The organism is Methanoculleus methanifontis (genome assembly GCF_030464365.1).
Classification (GTDB): domain Archaea; phylum Halobacteriota; class Methanomicrobia; order Methanomicrobiales; family Methanoculleaceae; genus Methanoculleus; species Methanoculleus methanifontis.
Genome location: NZ_VCYI01000001.1, coordinates 188,072 through 204,167, shown reverse-complemented (window position 1 = coordinate 204,167; position 16,096 = coordinate 188,072). Strand labels below are relative to the sequence as shown.

General features: G+C 62.3%; 18 protein-coding genes. 12 read left to right on the top strand and 6 right to left on the bottom strand.

The window, feature by feature from the left end; genetic code table 11:
• The first annotated feature begins 3 nt into the window (after positions 1–3).
• On the top strand, positions 4–879 hold the full coding sequence (locus tag FGW20_RS01105; RefSeq protein WP_301676264.1) for an ABC transporter permease: 876 nt from the start codon (positions 4–6) through the stop codon (positions 877–879).
• The gene (locus FGW20_RS01100) at positions 866–1,933 is read left to right on the top strand and encodes an ABC transporter ATP-binding protein (protein WP_301676263.1); all 1,068 of its coding nucleotides are present in this window, start codon (positions 866–868) and stop codon (positions 1,931–1,933) included. Before FGW20_RS01105 ends, FGW20_RS01100 begins: the two co-directional genes overlap by 14 nt.
• Here the strand turns inward: FGW20_RS01100 and FGW20_RS01095 are convergent.
• Together FGW20_RS01095 and FGW20_RS01090 are read right to left on the bottom strand one after the other, a co-directional pair.
• Positions 1,914–2,093, bottom strand: coding sequence for a SemiSWEET family transporter (locus FGW20_RS01095; protein ID WP_301676262.1), 180 nt, complete (start codon positions 2,091–2,093; stop codon positions 1,914–1,916). The genes FGW20_RS01100 and FGW20_RS01095 overlap by 20 nt on opposite strands.
• A gap of 331 nt (positions 2,094–2,424) precedes the next feature.
• Complete coding sequence (locus FGW20_RS01090) at positions 2,425–3,558, bottom strand: putative sulfate/molybdate transporter (RefSeq protein WP_301676261.1); 1,134 nt, start codon at positions 3,556–3,558, stop codon at positions 2,425–2,427.
• 178 nt (positions 3,559–3,736) lie between these two features.
• On the opposite strand from FGW20_RS01090, the gene modA reads away from it, so the two are divergent.
• The 4 genes from modA to FGW20_RS01070 are packed head-to-tail and all read left to right on the top strand — an operon-like array spanning position 3,737 to position 6,946.
• The gene (gene modA, locus FGW20_RS01085) at positions 3,737–4,555 is read left to right on the top strand and encodes a molybdate ABC transporter substrate-binding protein (protein WP_301676260.1); all 819 of its coding nucleotides are present in this window, start codon (positions 3,737–3,739) and stop codon (positions 4,553–4,555) included.
• 26 nt (positions 4,556–4,581) lie between these two features.
• Positions 4,582–5,085 carry a tRNA (N6-threonylcarbamoyladenosine(37)-N6)-methyltransferase TrmO gene (gene tsaA / locus FGW20_RS01080; protein WP_301676259.1) on the top strand — a complete coding sequence of 168 codons (504 nt, stop codon included), beginning with the start codon at positions 4,582–4,584 and terminating at the stop codon, positions 5,083–5,085.
• Positions 5,082–5,879 (top strand): ABC transporter permease, encoded by a 798-nt coding sequence (locus tag FGW20_RS01075; protein ID WP_301676258.1) that lies wholly within the window; start codon positions 5,082–5,084, stop codon positions 5,877–5,879. Before tsaA ends, FGW20_RS01075 begins: the two co-directional genes overlap by 4 nt.
• An 11-nt stretch (positions 5,880–5,890) precedes the next feature.
• On the top strand, positions 5,891–6,946 hold the full coding sequence (locus tag FGW20_RS01070) for an ATP-binding cassette domain-containing protein (protein ID WP_301676257.1): 1,056 nt from the start codon (positions 5,891–5,893) through the stop codon (positions 6,944–6,946).
• On the opposite strand, the gene FGW20_RS01065 is transcribed toward FGW20_RS01070, so the two are convergent.
• Together FGW20_RS01065 and FGW20_RS01060 are read right to left on the bottom strand one after the other, a co-directional pair.
• Entirely contained in the window at positions 6,919–7,287 is a 369-nt protein-coding gene (locus FGW20_RS01065; RefSeq protein ID WP_301676256.1) for a hypothetical protein, read from the bottom strand. The genes FGW20_RS01070 and FGW20_RS01065 overlap by 28 nt on opposite strands.
• A gap of 48 nt (positions 7,288–7,335) precedes the next feature.
• Positions 7,336–7,569 carry a hypothetical protein gene (locus FGW20_RS01060; RefSeq protein ID WP_301676255.1) on the bottom strand — a complete coding sequence of 78 codons (234 nt, stop codon included), beginning with the start codon at positions 7,567–7,569 and terminating at the stop codon, positions 7,336–7,338.
• 91 nt (positions 7,570–7,660) lie between these two features.
• On the opposite strand from FGW20_RS01060, the gene FGW20_RS01055 reads away from it, so the two are divergent.
• From FGW20_RS01055 to FGW20_RS01030, 6 genes are all read left to right on the top strand, one after another.
• Complete coding sequence (locus tag FGW20_RS01055) at positions 7,661–8,467, top strand: amino acid kinase family protein (RefSeq protein ID WP_301676254.1); 807 nt, start codon at positions 7,661–7,663, stop codon at positions 8,465–8,467.
• 80 nt (positions 8,468–8,547) lie between these two features.
• A complete protein-coding gene (locus FGW20_RS01050; protein WP_301676253.1) occupies positions 8,548–9,246 on the top strand; it encodes an ABC transporter substrate-binding protein in 699 nt (232 codons plus the stop codon).
• Positions 9,247–9,371: 125 nt separating this feature from the next.
• Complete coding sequence (locus FGW20_RS01045) at positions 9,372–10,298, top strand: ABC transporter substrate-binding protein (protein WP_301676252.1); 927 nt, start codon at positions 9,372–9,374, stop codon at positions 10,296–10,298.
• Positions 10,299–10,348: 50 nt separating this feature from the next.
• Positions 10,349–11,050 (top strand): ABC transporter permease, encoded by a 702-nt coding sequence (locus FGW20_RS01040; protein WP_301676251.1) that lies wholly within the window; start codon positions 10,349–10,351, stop codon positions 11,048–11,050.
• Between the two features lie 4 nt (positions 11,051–11,054).
• Complete coding sequence (locus FGW20_RS01035) at positions 11,055–12,152, top strand: ABC transporter ATP-binding protein (protein ID WP_301676249.1); 1,098 nt, start codon at positions 11,055–11,057, stop codon at positions 12,150–12,152.
• Positions 12,153–12,325: 173 nt separating this feature from the next.
• Positions 12,326–13,111: an MBL fold metallo-hydrolase gene (locus tag FGW20_RS01030; RefSeq protein WP_301676248.1), complete on the top strand. Its 786-nt coding sequence runs from the start codon at positions 12,326–12,328 to the stop codon at positions 13,109–13,111.
• Positions 13,112–13,115: 4 nt separating this feature from the next.
• Here FGW20_RS01030 and FGW20_RS01025 read toward each other — a convergent pair whose 3' ends face one another.
• Both FGW20_RS01025 and FGW20_RS01020 read right to left on the bottom strand, forming a co-directional pair.
• A complete protein-coding gene (locus FGW20_RS01025; RefSeq protein ID WP_301676247.1) occupies positions 13,116–14,375 on the bottom strand; it encodes a PAS domain S-box protein in 1,260 nt (419 codons plus the stop codon).
• A gap of 265 nt (positions 14,376–14,640) precedes the next feature.
• Positions 14,641–15,816 (bottom strand): hypothetical protein, encoded by a 1,176-nt coding sequence (locus FGW20_RS01020; RefSeq protein ID WP_301676246.1) that lies wholly within the window; start codon positions 15,814–15,816, stop codon positions 14,641–14,643.
• Positions 15,817–16,096 lie beyond the last annotated feature (280 nt).

The window sequence follows — 16,096 nt, the reverse complement described above, 5'->3', positions numbered from 1 at the left end:
GACATGAAGACTGAAGCGCTCTCAACCGATCCCTTCCCGGCAAAGACAGTCGCCACCCGGTGGAAAGAGCACCTGGGGCGGCATATCGACTGGTGCACCCTCGGGTTCTGCATCATGGGCGGGCTGCTTGTCGGGATCACGGTGCTTGCGCTCGCGAACATCGCAACGACGGAACTCGCCGACCCGGCTCACCTCCTCAAGGTCGCGGCGTCGTCGCAGGTGATCGAATCCATCCTCCTCACGTTCGGCGCGGGGGCGAGCGCCGTCCTCCTCCTCATCCTCTTCGGAACCCCGCTCGCCTACGTTCTCGCGCGATCCCGCCCCTCCCGCCTCAAGGGCGCCGTCGAGAGCATCGTCGACATCCCGCTCATCCTGCCGCACACCGTGGCGGGCCTGCTCGTCTACCTCCTCTTCATGCGCCGGGGATGGCTCGGCGCGCCGCTCTCGGAGATCGGGCTTGCGTTCGAAGACGCGCTCCCGGGGACGATCGTCGCGATGCTCTTCGTCGCCTCGCCGTTCTACGTCAACACCATGCGGGAGGGGTTCGAGAAGGTGCCGGTTCACCTGGAGAACGTCGCCCGCACGCTCGGGGCGGGCACCTTCACCACGTTCCGCACGGTCACGCTCCCCCTGAGCCTCCGGCACATGTACAGCGGGGCCATCCTCGCCTGGGGGAGGGCGATCGGGGAGTTTGCCGGCGTTATCATGATCGCCTACTACCCGTTCATCATATCGACGCTGATCTACTACTCCTTCACGACGGACGGCATCCACACGAGCAGGAGTATCGCATTCACGGTCATCCTGGTCAGTTTCGGGGTCTTCTACCTCCTGCGAAGAATGACCCGGTACTTAGGGAGGTACGATGATAGAGTTTGACCGTGTCTCGCTCGCACTCGGCTCGTTCCGCTTAAACGACGTCAGCCTGACGATCAGGAAGGGCGACTACTACTTCATCGTCGGGCCGTCGGGTGCGGGAAAGACGGTGCTCCTCGAGGCGATCGCCGGACTCCACCGGCCGGACAGCGGCCGCGTCCTCCTCCGGGGCGAGGAGATCACCGCACTCCCCCCGGAGAAGCGGAAGGTCGCTCTCGTCTACCAGGACTACTCGCTCTTCCCGAACATGCGGGTCAGCGACAACGTCTCCTACGGGCTCCGGGTGCAGGGGATGGGGAAGAAGGAGGCCCGGGCCGAGGTCGCCCCCCTCCTCGAGCGGTTCGGGATCGCTCACCTCACCGACCGCTACCCGGGGACGCTCTCCGGCGGCGAACAGCAGCGGGTGGCGCTCGCAAGAGCCATCGCGGTGAAACCCGACATCCTCCTCCTCGACGAACCGCTCTCGGCGCTCGACCCCGTCACGCAGGAGAAGTTCATCGACGACCTCCGGCGGCTCCACCGGGAGGACGGGCTCACCGTCGTCCAGGTGAGCCACTCGCGCCGCGAAGCGCACCTCCTCGCCACCAGAATGGCGGTGATCATCGATGGGGCTCTCGTCGACGAGGGGAAGGCCGGTATCGTGCTGAACACCCCGAAGAGCCGCGAAGTCGCGTCGTTCGTCGGGATCGAGAACATCCTGGACGGAACGGTGACGGCAAACGAGGACGGGCTCGCGACGGTGGTTGCTGGAGGGCTGGTCTTCGAGGCGGTGACCGACGCAACGGCGGGCGAGGAGGTCACGCTCTGTATCCGGGCCGACGACGTCGTCCTCGCCGCCGGGGGCGGACGGCGCACCAGCGCCCGGAACACGCTGGCCGGGACGGTCGTCCAGGTTGTCGAGAACGGCCCCGTCGCCGAGGTGCGGGTTGACGCGGGCGTCACGCTCACCGCGGTCCTGACCCGGCGGTCGGTGCAGGATCTCGGCATCGTTTCGGGAACGCCCGCCACCCTCTCCGTGAAGGCGACGGCGATCCACGTCATCCGTTCTTTTTCTTGAGCGAGGGGGTAAGCCCGACCAGGACGGCTGTCGCGGCGTTCGCCGCCACGATGGCGATATCCCCTCTCACCACCCCGTAGGCGAGCCAGAGCAGGACGCCCGCGAGGAGCACGACGAGTGTCGCGAGCGAGAGGTCGGCGGTCGAGCGCGTGGCAGCCACGCCCGGAAGGCCTGCGGTGCGAACGCGAGCGTCGTGAGCGAGCCGGCGAGAAGACCGAGTGTGGTGACGGTGTCCATCTCCCCCCGGTCTTACGCCGGATGAGATAAACCCTGGTCAGATCCTTCGCGGCTTCGCGCTCTTCGAAGCCTGATGGCTTCTCAAGCTCCGGATGCCCCATCCGTCGCACTTCGCGTGAGGCTGTATCGTTGCTCATCCCGGTTAACTCACGCGAAGAACGACGCTTCGCCAGAAGCGGAGCTTGAGCACCGCAGGTGCGAAGGACGCGAAGTTCAGTAGATAAAGGGTGGCTCCCTTTCGCAAACGACCCTTATCATGACCGGGACGCTGCCGCACTCCTCCGCCGCTCGATGATGTAGGCCAGGATCATCCCGACGATGAACGCGACCGTGAGGCCGATCGCGAGGGTGAGGACGGCGATGGTCCCCGTGACCAGGTAAGAATCCGTCTTGGCGCTGTGCTTCCCGAGTTCGAGCGCCACGAAGACCAGGAGCGCGCCGAAGACGCCGAAGGGGATGAGGGTCAGCACCTCCGGCGGGGCGAAGGCGACGGCGAAGATGAGGATGAAAATCCCGGCGACGATGTTCGCCCCGCCGGTTCTCGCGCCGAACCGGTACATCGCCGCAAGCCCCCCGGCGCCATGGCACATCGGAAACCCGCCGAGCGGCGTCGAGACCAGGTTCATCGCCCCGATCGTCCGCGAGAGCCTATCAGGGTTCACGCCCTGCTTCGGGAAGAGGTCGTAGGTGAGGAGGGATGTCGCGAGGATGGCGTTCGTGAGCGTGAGCGGTATCTGCGGGAGGGCGAGGTCCCAGGTTCCGGTGATGAAGTCCATCGGCATCGGGATGACGAGGGCGGGGAGGGGCATCAGGCGGAACGGCGGCATCCCCTGCGTTGCGATACCGGCGGCGAGCCCAATGCCGAGCACCAGCAGGGCGGAGACGTCCGGGATCCGGGTGCGTTGCGATGCGACGAAGAAGACGAGGATGATCCCGATGGATACGGCCGCAAAGAGAGCGTCGGGAACGATGTAGCCGAGCGACGTCCTGAGGAGGATGAGCGCAAGACCCGCCTGCACCCCCCGGACGACGCTTTTTGGGATTCGCTCCCCGATCCAGGTCATGCCGCCGACGAGGCCGAGGACGAGGAAGAGCGCCCCGACGACAAGGCCTGACGCCACGATCTCGCCGGCGCAGAGCCCTTCGGCGATGACGATGGCGCCGATCGCCTTCATCGGCTCGATTGGCATGGGGAGGCGGTAGTAGAACCCGGCGATGATGTACCAGGCGGCGAGGAAGAGGAAGAAGTGGCTGACGTTCACGTCCGGGCAGACGATAGCGACGCCGAGCAGGATGGGAAAGATGGTGCCGAAGTCGCCGACGGCTCCGGCGATCTCCTCGAGGGAAAACCTGATGCTTCTTTCCTCCGTTCCAGTGTTCTCCGCCATTGTGCAATTCCCGGTATGTATCGTCTCCATTTCTCGGTTTCGGATTGGTTCCGGCCCGCTCCGAACGGATGTTACGAACCAACATTACCATTTCGGACAAAGTAAATCCATTAAGTTATTTAGGTTAATTTGATCCGATGTATAAACGTTTATTTTGCTCTCCTGAGTAATTATCCTTATGAAAGCACACCTGCTTCTCATTCTCACACTGCTTGTCGCGGCATCCGCCGCTTTTGCATGCGGATGCACCGGAACCACCGCCGATACGCCGGCGGTGTCCGACACGACAAAACCCGAGCTGCTCGTCTACTGCGGCGCGGGCATGCGCGAACCGATGGACGAGATCGCGATGACCTTCACGAACGAGACCGGCATCCCGATCAACTTCGTCTTCGGCGGGTCGAACACCCTGCTCACCCAGATGGAACTGACGGAGATGGGCGACGTCTACATGCCAGGCGCGACCGCCTACTTCGATGCGGCCCACGAGAAGGGGCTGGTCGAGGAGGAGCACCTGGTCGTCTACCACGTCCCGATCATCGCCGTCCCGAAGGGCAACCCGGCCGGCATCACCTGTCTTGAAGACATGACAAAGCCCGGGGTGCGGGTGGCGCTCGGCGAGAACCCCGGCACCGCCATCGGGCAGCTGACCAACAAACTCCTCGAAAAGAACGACCTTCTTGAGGATGTGGAGAAGAACCTCGTGACCCGCAGCGGCACGGTGAACGAACTGCTGGTCTACATCTCCATGGAACAGGCCGATGTCGGTATTATCTGGGAAGACCTCTACGTGCCCGAGAAGATGGATATCATCTACATCCCGAACACCAACAACCTGGTCAAGATCGTTCCCATCGGCGTGCTGACGTCATCAGAACACCCCGATGAAGCCCATCAGTTCAATGCGTTCGTCATCTCCGACGAAGGAAAGGAGATCTTCACCAAACACGGTTTCGTCACCTACCCAAGCGACACCTACGCGGACGTCGAACCCTGATATACGAGGAAGGAGGGAGAAGTCGCATGGAAGTCACCTACCAGATCATAGGAACCATTCACTCACCGTTCACCGAACAGGACACCACGCCCATCCAGAGCATCTTCTCCGAGGCGGAAGGGACGATCGAGGTCTTTCCCGAGTATGCGGAAGGGCTGCAGGGGGTTGAGGGGTTCTCCCACATCATTCTCCTCTACCATTTCCACCAGGCAAAGGGTTTCCGCCTGCTCGAGCGCCCGTTCGTCGACGGCAGCAAAGAGCGCGGGATCTTTGCCATACGCCATTTCAACCGCCCGAACCCGATCGGAATCTCTCTCGTCGAGGTCGTCTCCGTTGAAGGCAACACCGTTCGGGTCCGCGGGATCGACGTGCTGGACGGCACGCCGCTCCTGGACATCAAACCCTACGTCCGCCAGTTCGACCACCGCGACGACGTCCAGAGCGGCTGGGTCGACGCAAAGCACATCGAGGAGGTGAAGGTCCGGAGTTTCTCGCCAAAGGATCTCCGGGAGCATGAGGAGTCTTCATGAACCTGAAAAACTCCTCCTATTTTCGGATGGCGACCGTTGCGGTCGCACTCCTCATCGCCGCCTTCATCGTGATGATCCTTGTCGGGGTGGTCACGCACTCCCCGCCGGCCGTTCTGATTGAATGCCTCCTCTCCGAGGAGATCCAGTTCGCTATCAGGCTCTCGATCATCACGTCGATCATCTCGACGCTCCTCTGCATCCTGGTCGCCGTGCCGGTGGCCTACGCCCTCGCCCGTTACACGTTCCCGGGCAAGACGGTGATGAACATGCTGATGGATATCCCGATGGCGCTCCCGCCGCTCGTGGCGGGCGTGGGGCTCCTGCTCTTCTTCGGGGTCTCTCCGATAGGAAAGTCGCTTGCTGCGGCAGGACTTGCGTTCGTCTTTACACCGCTCGGGATCATCATGGCCCAGTTCTTCGTGAACCTACCCTACATGCTCCGGGTGACCCGTTCGACGTTCCAGGGCGTCAACCCCCGCTACGAGTACGTGGCAAAGACGCTCGGCTGCACCGACGCACAGGCCTTCTGGCGGGTCACGCTTCCCATGTCGTGGAACGGTCTCCTCGCCGGATCGGTGATCACCTGGTCGAAGGGGATCGGTGAGTTCGGCGCCGGGCTGATGCTTGCCGGGGCAACGCGGATGAAGACCGAGACGCTCCCGCTCTCGCTCTTCCTGAACATGTCTACCGGAAAACTCGAGTATGCCATCGCTGCGGCGACGATCCTCATCATGATCTCGGTCGTCTCGCTCTACGCCTTCGAGCGCTACGGCGGAGCCACGCACGTTTATTAGGAGGTTTGTCCATGCTTACCATAGACTCAGTATCAAAGAGCCTCGGAGAGTTTTCGCTCTCGAACGTCTCGCTCTCGATCGAAGACGGGGAGTACTTCATCGTCCTCGGCCCCACAGGGGCGGGAAAGACGATCCTTCTTGAGACGATTGCCGGGATCTACACCCCCGATGCGGGCAGGATCTTCCTAAACGGCCGGGAAATCACGGACGTCCCGGCCCGGGAGCGTAAGATCGGCATGGTCTACCAGGACTACATGCTCTTCCCGCACCTGACCGTCGAGGACAACATCAGCTTCGGGCTGAAATCGCACCGTGCCGACCCCGCGTTCATCCGCGGGAAGGTGCAGGAGAGCGCGGATCTCTTAAACATCGGCCACCTCCTCCACCGCTACCCGGGAACGCTCTCGGGCGGCGAGCAGCAGCGTGCGGCGATTGCCCGGGCGCTGGTGATGGAACCCGAAGCCCTGCTGCTCGACGAACCGCTCTCCGCGCTCGACGTGAAGACGCGCGAGAACCTGCGGGCGGAACTCGCCCGGATCCACGAGGCCACCGGGACGACGATCGTCCACATCACCCATAACTTCGAGGAGGTCTTCGACCTCGCCGACCGGGTGGCGATCATGCGCGGCGGCGACGTGATCCAGGTGGGGTCGGCGGAGGAGATCTTCCGGAAGCCGAATTCCGACTTCGTCGCGGGTTTTGTCGGGGTGGAGAACCTTCTCCGCGGAACGGGTTCATCCGACGGGACGGTCGCGGTGGGGGATCTCCAGATACGTGCGGAGAACGCCATACCCGGCCCCGTCTCCGTTGCTATCCGGCCGGAGGAGATCCAGCTCTCAAAGGCGCCTCTGTCAAAGAACGGAAGAAACGTCGTCTTCGGCCGGGTGGATTCGGTGCGGCCGAACGGGGGGCTGGTCAAGGTCTCTGTCGATGCCGGAGTTCCGTTTCGGGTGACGCTGACGCGGCAGGGGTTCGAAGAGACGGGCTTCGCACCCGGCGAAGCGATCTATCTCGCCTTCCTGCCTTCAGCCGCCCACGTCTACTCTTCGGAAGAAGAAGAGGCCTGAGCGGCGCGGATCTCGAGCGCCCGGAGGACCCCGGCACCCAGAACTTCTTCCGCACGATCGCCGTGCCGCTCCGCCATGACCGCGAGGAGACGCTCCGTCCCCGCGGCCGTGGTGGAGATACCGACCCGCTCGGCCCGGCGAATCAGCCCGTCCCGCTCCATCTCCCCGAACCGGGGAAGGACGTAGTAATGCGGGATCCCGAGGTGCTCGGCAAGTTTCCGGGTCGTCGGGAACCGTAGCGAGATGCCGTCCGGGGAAAAGCCGACGGTCAGGCACCGGTCCTCTTCGAGGAGGATCCGGACGGCCGCATCGATTATGTCGTCGTGTTCGTGTGTGGACATCCAATCGTAGAAGTACTCGTGCCCGGCGCAAAAAAAGAGGTCGTCTGGTTATGCCGCTTCCGCCTTCATCTCGCCGCGCTCTTCTTCGGGCATCTCCTCGAGGTAGATGATCTCCGCCCCGACGTCCTTTGCAATCTGTTCGAGTTCGACTTTTCTGAAGTGCGTTCCTTCCACTTTCAGATGCTTGTTCTCACCCTGCTCTTCGACGACGGCGACGACGCGGAAGCGGGGCTGCTTCACGCCGGTGCCGACTTTCTGGCGTTCACGTACGTAGATCTTCATCTTCTTCCCATCCCATACCAGTTGGTATACCAGCAGGTATACACCAAAGACACTTAACTTTTTCTATCATACAAGTAGTAAGGCTGTTATCATGGCAGAACGGTTTGAGATGGAATCAAAGTTCCGCGGCGAGAGTCTGGTCCGGCGCGGCCTGCTCCGCGAGACCCGGAGCGGCAAACAGGTCAGGATCATGCCCGACCTGAACGTGATCAAGATCGGCGGCCACGGGGTCATCGACTACGGGCGAGACGTGATCTATCCCCTGGTCGAGGAGATCGGGGAACTCTCCCGGAATAACAAGGTCCTGGTCGCCACCGGCGGCGGTGTCCGGGTGCGGCACATCCTCGACGTCGGGATCGATCTCGGCATGCCGACGGGGGTGCTTGCGGAGCTGGCGGGCAAGATCAGCGAGCAGAACGCGATCATGATGTCCATCCTCTTCTCGAAGTACAACGGCACCCGGATCCACACCGACGATCTCTTAAACCTCCCCTCGCTCATATCCCTCGGGATGCTGCCGGTCGTGCAGGGCACTCCGCCCTACGGGCTGTATGAGCATCCGCCGAAACTCGGGAGCATCCCGCCGCACCGGACGGATACCGGGGCGTTTTTGATGGCGGAGGTGGTCGGCGGAAAGAACTGCATCCTCGGGAAGAACGTGGACGGCCTTTACACCGAAAACCCGTTCGTGAATCCCGACGCCGAGTTCATCCCGGAGATCACGGCCGATGAACTCATCGAGATGGAGATGGAGGATATGGTGCTCGAACCGAAAGCCGTCGAGCTGCTCCGGGACGCCGTCCACGTGACCGAGATCAAGATCGTGAACGCTCATGTCCCGGGCAACATCACGAAAGCCGTCAACGGGGAGCGGGTCGGCACCCTGATCCGGGCATGACGGCCCCGGGTCAACCACTTTTAGTTTACTCAAGAGAAGTCTTCTTTTGCCCGGGATACGGATAGATATAGAGCAATTCTATGACCCTCTACCTTGGCATCGACGACACCGACACACGCGAGTCCCGGGGCACCGGACGGCTCGCACGCGCGATTGCAGCAGAACTCGCACACTCCTACATGGTGACCGGGGTGACCCGACACCAGCTCTTTGTCCATCCGGCTGTCCCCTACACCTCCCATAACAGTTCCGCGGTCATCCACATCCAGGATACCGGGAACGGGACTGCGGCCGACATCTTCGTGGCGGCAAAGGAACTGATGCTTGCCGACTTCATCGAGGGGAGCGATCCCGGGATCTGCGTCGCCGCCGACCGGAACATCAACTGCGACCTCTCCCGGTTCGGTTTCTCCGCGAAGGCGAGCGTCGTGACGCAGGATCAGGCACGAGGGCTCGCCCGACAGGCCGGAATCCGCCTTGAGGGGCTCGGCGGCACCGAGGACGGCGTGATCGGTGCGCTTGCCGGGGTCGGGCTTGCGGCATCGGGGAACGACGGCCGGTTCATCCAGAAGGGAACGAACCGGGACCTCAGCGGCAGCCAGACGGTCACCGCGATCCTCGCTTCCGGCGTCGACCAGGTGATGACCCGGGACGGGACGGCGGTCGGGGAAGGCACGATCAGCCTGCGAAAGTTCCCGAAGCCTGCCTGCGTCGGTGGGAAGGCAGTCCTGTTTGTCGAAGCGGACGGCGATGCCTACCGCGATATCGTGATGGGGTGAAGGGCAAATCAACAACATCCCATTTAATAATCCCATTTGTAAAATGCATTAATTATATTAAGTTGCCATTAACTCAAAACGCATCTATTTAAATGCACGTATTGTGATACATCTAATTGATAACTATGCATAAACGAATTATTTTTGCCGTTGCGGCCGTGATGGTCGCCCTCATGCTGATCTGCGGCTGTACCGGGACAACATCCGACCCGACCCCCGTGGAGACGCAGCAGCTTCGTATCGCCACGACGACGAGTCTCTACGACACCAAACTCCTCGATCACCTCACCTCGATCTTCGAGGAGGAGTACAACGCCGAAGTGCTGATCGTCTCCGCCGGGACCGGCAAGGCGATCGAATACGGACAGAACGGCGACGTGGACGTCCTGATGGTGCACGACCGTGCGCGTGAAGATGCCTTCCTCGCCGATGGCTACGGTACCGACCGGCGCGTCTTCGCCTACAACTACTTCGTCCTCGTCGGCCCCGAATCCGACCCGGCAGGCATCAACGGCATGCAGCCTGAGGCGGCGTTCACCGCCATCCGCGAGGCGGGAATGGCCGACGGATCGGATGTCGTCTTCGTCTCGCGCGGCGACGCGTCGGGCACGCACTCCAAGGAGAAGGCCATCTGGAAGGGCGCCGGGTTCAACTACTCTGCAGACGTGCAGGGCTCCGGCGACTGGTACCAGGAGGCCGGGACGGGCATGGGTGCAACCCTGACGATGTCGAACGAGAAGCAGGCCTACACCCTCTCCGACATCGGGACCTACCTTGCCTACAAGGGCGATCTCGACCTCGTGACGCTCGTGGACGAGGGCGACATCCTGCTCAACATCTACTGCGCCATGCAGATCAACCCCGCAAAGTACCCCGACACCAACACCACCGTCGCGAAAGACTGGATCAACTTCATGATCTCTGACGATGTCCAGAAGGAGATCGCCTCCTTCGGTGTCGACCAGTACGGCCAGCCGCTCTTCTACGCTGCCCAGGACGACTGGGAGAAGATCGGCGTGCCCCAGGCTGAAGTGAAGGATCCGATCGCTTGATCCGTCTTAAATCACCCTTTTTTTCGGCCGCGTAAAGTCAGGTAGAGAGCATGTACGAGATCATCGAAGGATTCCTGGAGGCGATCCGGCTCATCGTCACGCTTGATCCCGACGTGATGGCCATCGCCGCACGAAGCATCATCATATCGCTCACCGCAACGATCATCGCCACGCTGTTCGCCGTTCCGCTCGGGGCCGCCATCAACTTCGGCACGTTCCCCGGAAAGAAGAGTCTCATCAACCTGATCCAGACGCTGTATTCCCTCCCGACCGTCGTCGTCGGGCTCCTGATATTCCTGCTCATATCCCGTGTCGGTCCGTTCGGCTTTCTGCGGCTGCTCTTCACCCCGACCGCCATGGTCATCGCACAGACGGTCCTCGTCCTGCCGATCATGACCGGCCTCACGATATCCGCGCTCTCGGGGGTCGACCCGGTGATCAGGGATACCCTCTACTCGCTCGGGGCGACACGTCTCCAGTTCCTCATAAACATCATGAAAGAGGCCCGGTTTGCGATCCTCGCGGCCGTCGCGGTCGGGTTCGGGCGTGCGATCTCCGAGGTCGGGGCGGCGATCCTCGTCGGCGGCAACATCATGGCGTCGTCGTTTGCGAGTTCGACCAGGGTGCTGACGACCGCGATATCGCTCGAGACGTCGATGGGGAACATCTCCCAATCTATCGCGCTCGGTATCGTCCTCCTCGTCATCGCCCTCGGCGTCAATCTCGCCATAGCCAGGGTGCAGCACCGGTGATCTCATGATTGAACTCGATAGCGTCTCAAAAAACTTCGGCGATACGACGGTGCTCGCCGGCGTCACCGGACAGGTGAACCGGGGAGAGATCTTCGCCGTCATCGGGCCGAGCGGGGCCGGGAAGTCGACCCTGCTGCGCCTCATCGACCTCCTCGATACCCCGACGGAAGGGGCGATCCGCATCAACGGCCTCGACATCCATGCGGATAAGGGAAGGCGCCTCTCCATCCGCCGGATGATGGGGATGGTCTTCCAGAAGCCTGCCGTCTTCAACACGACGGTCACGGAGAACGTCGCCGTCGGGCTCCGGTTCCGGGGAGCGGGCAGGAGCGAGATACGGAAGATGGTCGAGGACGCCCTCGATATGGTCGGCCTTGCCGGATACGGAGACCGAAAAGCCCGGACACTCTCGGGTGGGGAGATGCAGCGGGTGGCTCTCGCCCGGGCGATGGTGATCGAGCCGGAAGTCCTCCTGATGGACGAGCCGACCGCGAACCTCGACCCGGTCTCGGTGGCGATGATCGAGGACCTGGTGGTGCGGATCAACCGCGACCTCGGGACGACGATCGTCTTCTCGACCCACGACATGTACCAGGGCCAGCGGCTCGCCCACCGGATCGGGGTGCTGATGGACGGCGTCTTCTCGCAGGTGGGGACGCCGCGGGAGGTCTTCACCCTCCCGGCAAGCCGGGAGGTCGCCCGGTTCGTCGGGATCGAGAACATCGTCGAGGGCGGCGTCGTCGAGGGGGAAGACGGCACCGCCGTCGTCGATGCCGGGGGTGTCCGCGTCCGGGCACGTTCGCCGGCATCGACGGGAGAGCGGGTCACCCTCTGCATCCGCTCAGAGGATCTCCGGATCGCCGCGCCGTCGATGGATACACCCGGCAGGAACAGCCTCCCCGGCACCGTGACCTCCATCGTGCCGCGCGGGCCGTTCAGCAGGGTGACGGTCGACTGCGGGGTCCCGCTCTCATCCGTCCTCTCCTGGAAGGCGGTGGACGTCCTCGAGATCCGGGAGGGGAGCCGGGTCTCGGTCTCGTTTGCGCCGGAGTCGGTTCACGTCGTCCGCGGGGTGAACCACCGGGGTTCAGGGCGCGGGTAGGTCTCGACGAGAGGTCTCATCCTCACCCGGGACGATCCGGCCGACGACCCCCTGCCGGGACTCCTCCGTCGTGCTCACCCGCTCTCACCGGGGATTGGAACCCCGATCCCGGTCTTCATTCTGCACGCCGTCTTCCCTGATATTAAATAGCCGCAAAGCCCACAATTTCTACAATGGAACTGACAGTCCTCGCCAGCGGGAGCAAAGGAAACTGCACCTATCTCCAGGGGGAGCAGGGTGCGCTGCTCATCGACGCGGGGCTCTCCGCTCGCGAGACCCTTCGGCGCCTCGAAGCCGCCGGCGGGGACGCTACACGCATCGAGGCGATACTCGTCACGCACGAACACATCGACCACGTCCGGGGCGTCGACGTCCTGGCACGGAGGCTCGGGGTGTCGGTCTACGCGACCGGCGGGACACTCGAAGCGTTCACCGCGAAGTGCAGGGGAACGACCGCGGAGACCCGGCAGTGCCGCTGCGGCGAGACGTTTTCCGTCGGCGATTTCTCGATCGAACCCTTCGCCGCCTCCCACGACGCCCGGGAACCCTGCGGGTTCTGTGTCGCCGAAGGCGATCTCCGTGTCGGGTGCTGCACCGATACCGGCACCGTCACCACCTCGATGTTTGACAGGCTCGCATCCTGCGACGCCGTCCTCCTCGAGAGCAACCACTGCCCCGATATGCTTGAAAACGGCCCGTATCCCGCCTACTTGAAGAGCCGGATACGGTCAAAACGCGGGCACCTCTCGAACCCCGACGCCGCCCGCTGCCTGCAGAGGCTCGCCGACCGCATCCATATGGCGATGCTCGCACATGTGAGCGAGATCAACAACACACCGGAAAAAGTGCTTCTCTCCGCGCTCGAAGGGCTCGGGCTCTACTCCGACCAGATCGGGGTCGCTGTAGCGCCCCAGGATCCGGGAGCGGCTCACCCCGAATCCTACGGCTTCCGGCTCTGAAGCCTCACGCCCGCCGGAACGTGCAGACCATACCGACCACGGCGCCGCCGGCATCGGCAATCGGGTCACCGGAGACGCGGACGGCCTCTCTCGACCCATCTTTCTTCACGAGTTCCACGACCTCTGCGTACTCAGCCGACCGGCCCTGTCCCAGCACCTCCCCGGAAAGAAACTCCCCCAGACCGGCGCCTGGAAAGAGCGACCAGACCGGCTTCCCGGCCAGCTCGTCCCCCGTGTAGCCGGTGAGGCCTTCGACCACCATATCCACGATGACGATCGTCCCGGCGGCGTCGGCGGTGATCCTCGCCTCTTCGGGCTCATCCGCCCCCAGGGTGCCCTGTTCGACCGATAAGTCCAGCCAATCCTCCGCGGCTTTGCGCTCGGTCATCTCGATGTAGTAGAGCAACTCCTCGAGCTGCTTGTTCGCACGCTCGAGTTCGGCGGTCCGTCCGGCAACGAGTTCTTCCAGGTGCTCGCGGTGACGGTGCAACTCCTCTTCCGCCTTCTTGCGCTCCGTGATCTCCCTGATGATAGCCATCAGGTGCATCTCCCGGAACGGTATGACGCGGGCCTCGAAATGCCGGGTCTCTCCGGCAACCGTTCGGCTGAACTCGAGGGGTTCCGCGGGCGTATTCGCCCTGACGGCCTCCTGTAACGCGCCCGAAAGCGCCTCGCCCACCCCGGCGGGGAGCAGATCCTGCACCCGCCGCCCAAGATGCGCCCGGGAGATGATCGACACCTCCGCGAGCCTCCCCGCCCGGACATCGAGGATCGTCCCGTCAGCGTTCAATCGGATGAAGAGATCGGGAAAGGCCTCGATCACCGCGGTCAACTCAGACGTCGCCTGCCTGAGATCCTCCTCGGTCAGGGCCTGCTCGGTGACGTCCCGGACAGTGAGCAGGACAGAGCCGCCCTCGACCGCCACCCGCCGGAGTTCGATATCGCGCACCCTGCCGTCCCGGCAGACCACGCCGGCAACCAGGGTATCCCGGGTGCCTGAAAAGAGTTCCTCCCCCAGTTCCTGCACCTTCTGCCGGTATGCAGGGTTCGGGTGGGCACGCTCAAGCCATAGAGCGAGTGTCGGGACATCCTCTTGAGTATACCCGCTGATCCGGGTAAACGCCGGGTTCAGGTACCGGCATTTGCCCTCTCCATCCACCAGAACAAAGCCGTCCGGCATTTCACGGAGGATCGATAAGCAGATATCCACTCCAGGGCCCGGCGATTTACGGGCACCGTCCCGGGTTGTCTTATTTCCCGTCATCGCAACCGGTCCTCCACGGCGTCCCTGTATATTCGGGCCTGTAAGCGGCGCTCACAGGAAGTTTTGCCTTTTGGGATAGAGATATGCATCATTCTGCTTTTCCGCGTTATTTTTGAAATTGGTCGATTCAACCGCTTTTCCGGAAGAACTCCGGCATTCCGGCACCGTTCATGAGCAGTGGCCGGAACAGGGGCGGGACACAGGATTCCCCGCCGGAATGCTCTGGATTCTCCCAGGAGGATCTGCAGCACAACAACCACCTCCGTCACTCCCTGAACTTCAGAACCCGCATGCAGTACTGATCCACGGACGTGAAGAACGTAGACCGCGCACGTTTCGCCCGTTCCTCGTCACCCTCGATGAAGTCGTGGAGGATGTAATCCAGTGCCATGATGTAGTACTCCCGCCCGGGAGAGGCCTTCTTCGCCTCCTCAAAGCAGACGTAACTCTCCATCTTGTGGTTGCACATCACCTCGAAGACGGCATCGAGCATCAGGAGCAGGTGCCGGGGGAACTCTTTCAAGATCGCCAGTTTCCGGAAATTCGCGTAGGATTTCGGCTGAGATCCGAGGATCGCGAGTTTCATCCCGTAGTAGAGCGGTTCGAGGTCGTTCGGGAACTGCTGCATCATCTGTTTGACGACAGCGGCGGCACCGCTTCCGTTGCGCAGTTCAACACGGGTGTTAAACGCCTCCGTCAGGAAGAACCTGTCGTCCGAGAACCGTTCCGTTGCATGAGCAAGGAGATAGTTGCGGCGTTCGGCATCCCCCTCGTCCTTCGTCCAGGCAACACCCATGCGGTAGAACTCCGGTTCGCTCGGGAACCAGGTGAACGCCAGATCCAGCATGAACCAGAAGATCGAGTTCAGCTGGTTGTCTTTGTGATTGAAGAGCCCAAGACGGTTGACCGGGGCGCGGATCCGGGAGAGGGTCAGCATCTCCTCACGGGCATGCAGTTCCAGGTCGTCGGGGCGAAGTCTCGACTCCTGGTTCTTCGCGAGGGACAGGGCGTAGTAGCAGTAGGCGATTGCAGCATTGATACGCCCGTCGTAACCCCTGTGTGGAGCAAGATACTCGATCGCCTGGTAGTAGTTGCCGGAATCGATCAGTTTGAGGGCAACGATCACGTCGAGCGTTGCCCGGCCCTTGCGACGGCGCTTGTTCCCCATGGCATGCCGCAGGACTTTTTCGAGAAACTCCGGGGCAGGGGGCTCGCGCGTGGCGCTGAGAAGTGCAAAAGCAGTCGCATCGACGAAGTCGTCATAGGACCGGTCGTCAAGCTCGGGAAACGTCTTGTCAAGCGTGGCGGCAACGTGTCCGAAAAAGACCGGGAGGTTTCCCTTCACCTGCTCGGTGTTCTTTGCGATGTAGTCGTCCATGGTAGCCCGAAGCTGCTCGAGTCGCCTGTTGTGGAGTGCCCCGGGCTGCCACGCGTCTTCCATGTTACACTGGTTGAGAGCGGAAGAGATATTTGTTGTTATATGTTCTCCGGGCCTCCCCATCCTGGAGATAGGGCCAAATCGCGTATCTGCAGCAATTCAAGGATATTTTTTTCAGGAAAAAGGGTTTTTTTTACCGGATAGCGACGCGGTGGCAGATCCTGCCGTCGCGATTCCGGTCTCCGGCCGGCAAACGAGCAGGATAAACGAATCAGATTTCGCATCAGGCACCGGTATTCATAACGTTTATCCCCAAAAGACCCCAAACCCTCCGGGAGACAGG

Coding starts and splice junctions, on each gene's coding strand:
- FGW20_RS01105 (WP_301676264.1), top strand. CDS start 4: ATGAAGACTGAAGCGCTCTCAACCGATCCCTTCCCGGCAAAGACAGTC.
- FGW20_RS01100 (WP_301676263.1), top strand. CDS start 866: ATGATAGAGTTTGACCGTGTCTCGCTCGCACTCGGCTCGTTCCGCTTA.
- FGW20_RS01090 (WP_301676261.1), bottom strand. CDS start 3,558: ATGGCGGAGAACACTGGAACGGAGGAAAGAAGCATCAGGTTTTCCCTC.
- modA (WP_301676260.1), top strand. CDS start 3,737: ATGAAAGCACACCTGCTTCTCATTCTCACACTGCTTGTCGCGGCATCC.
- tsaA (WP_301676259.1), top strand. CDS start 4,582: ATGGAAGTCACCTACCAGATCATAGGAACCATTCACTCACCGTTCACC.
- FGW20_RS01075 (WP_301676258.1), top strand. CDS start 5,082: ATGAACCTGAAAAACTCCTCCTATTTTCGGATGGCGACCGTTGCGGTC.
- FGW20_RS01070 (WP_301676257.1), top strand. CDS start 5,891: ATGCTTACCATAGACTCAGTATCAAAGAGCCTCGGAGAGTTTTCGCTC.
- FGW20_RS01065 (WP_301676256.1), bottom strand. CDS start 7,287: ATGTCCACACACGAACACGACGACATAATCGATGCGGCCGTCCGGATC.
- FGW20_RS01060 (WP_301676255.1), bottom strand. CDS start 7,569: ATGAAGATCTACGTACGTGAACGCCAGAAAGTCGGCACCGGCGTGAAG.
- FGW20_RS01055 (WP_301676254.1), top strand. CDS start 7,661: ATGGCAGAACGGTTTGAGATGGAATCAAAGTTCCGCGGCGAGAGTCTG.
- FGW20_RS01050 (WP_301676253.1), top strand. CDS start 8,548: ATGACCCTCTACCTTGGCATCGACGACACCGACACACGCGAGTCCCGG.
- FGW20_RS01045 (WP_301676252.1), top strand. CDS start 9,372: ATGCATAAACGAATTATTTTTGCCGTTGCGGCCGTGATGGTCGCCCTC.
- FGW20_RS01040 (WP_301676251.1), top strand. CDS start 10,349: ATGTACGAGATCATCGAAGGATTCCTGGAGGCGATCCGGCTCATCGTC.
- FGW20_RS01035 (WP_301676249.1), top strand. CDS start 11,055: ATGATTGAACTCGATAGCGTCTCAAAAAACTTCGGCGATACGACGGTG.
- FGW20_RS01030 (WP_301676248.1), top strand. CDS start 12,326: ATGGAACTGACAGTCCTCGCCAGCGGGAGCAAAGGAAACTGCACCTAT.
- FGW20_RS01025 (WP_301676247.1), bottom strand. CDS start 14,375: ATGACGGGAAATAAGACAACCCGGGACGGTGCCCGTAAATCGCCGGGC.
- FGW20_RS01020 (WP_301676246.1), bottom strand. CDS start 15,816: ATGGAAGACGCGTGGCAGCCCGGGGCACTCCACAACAGGCGACTCGAG.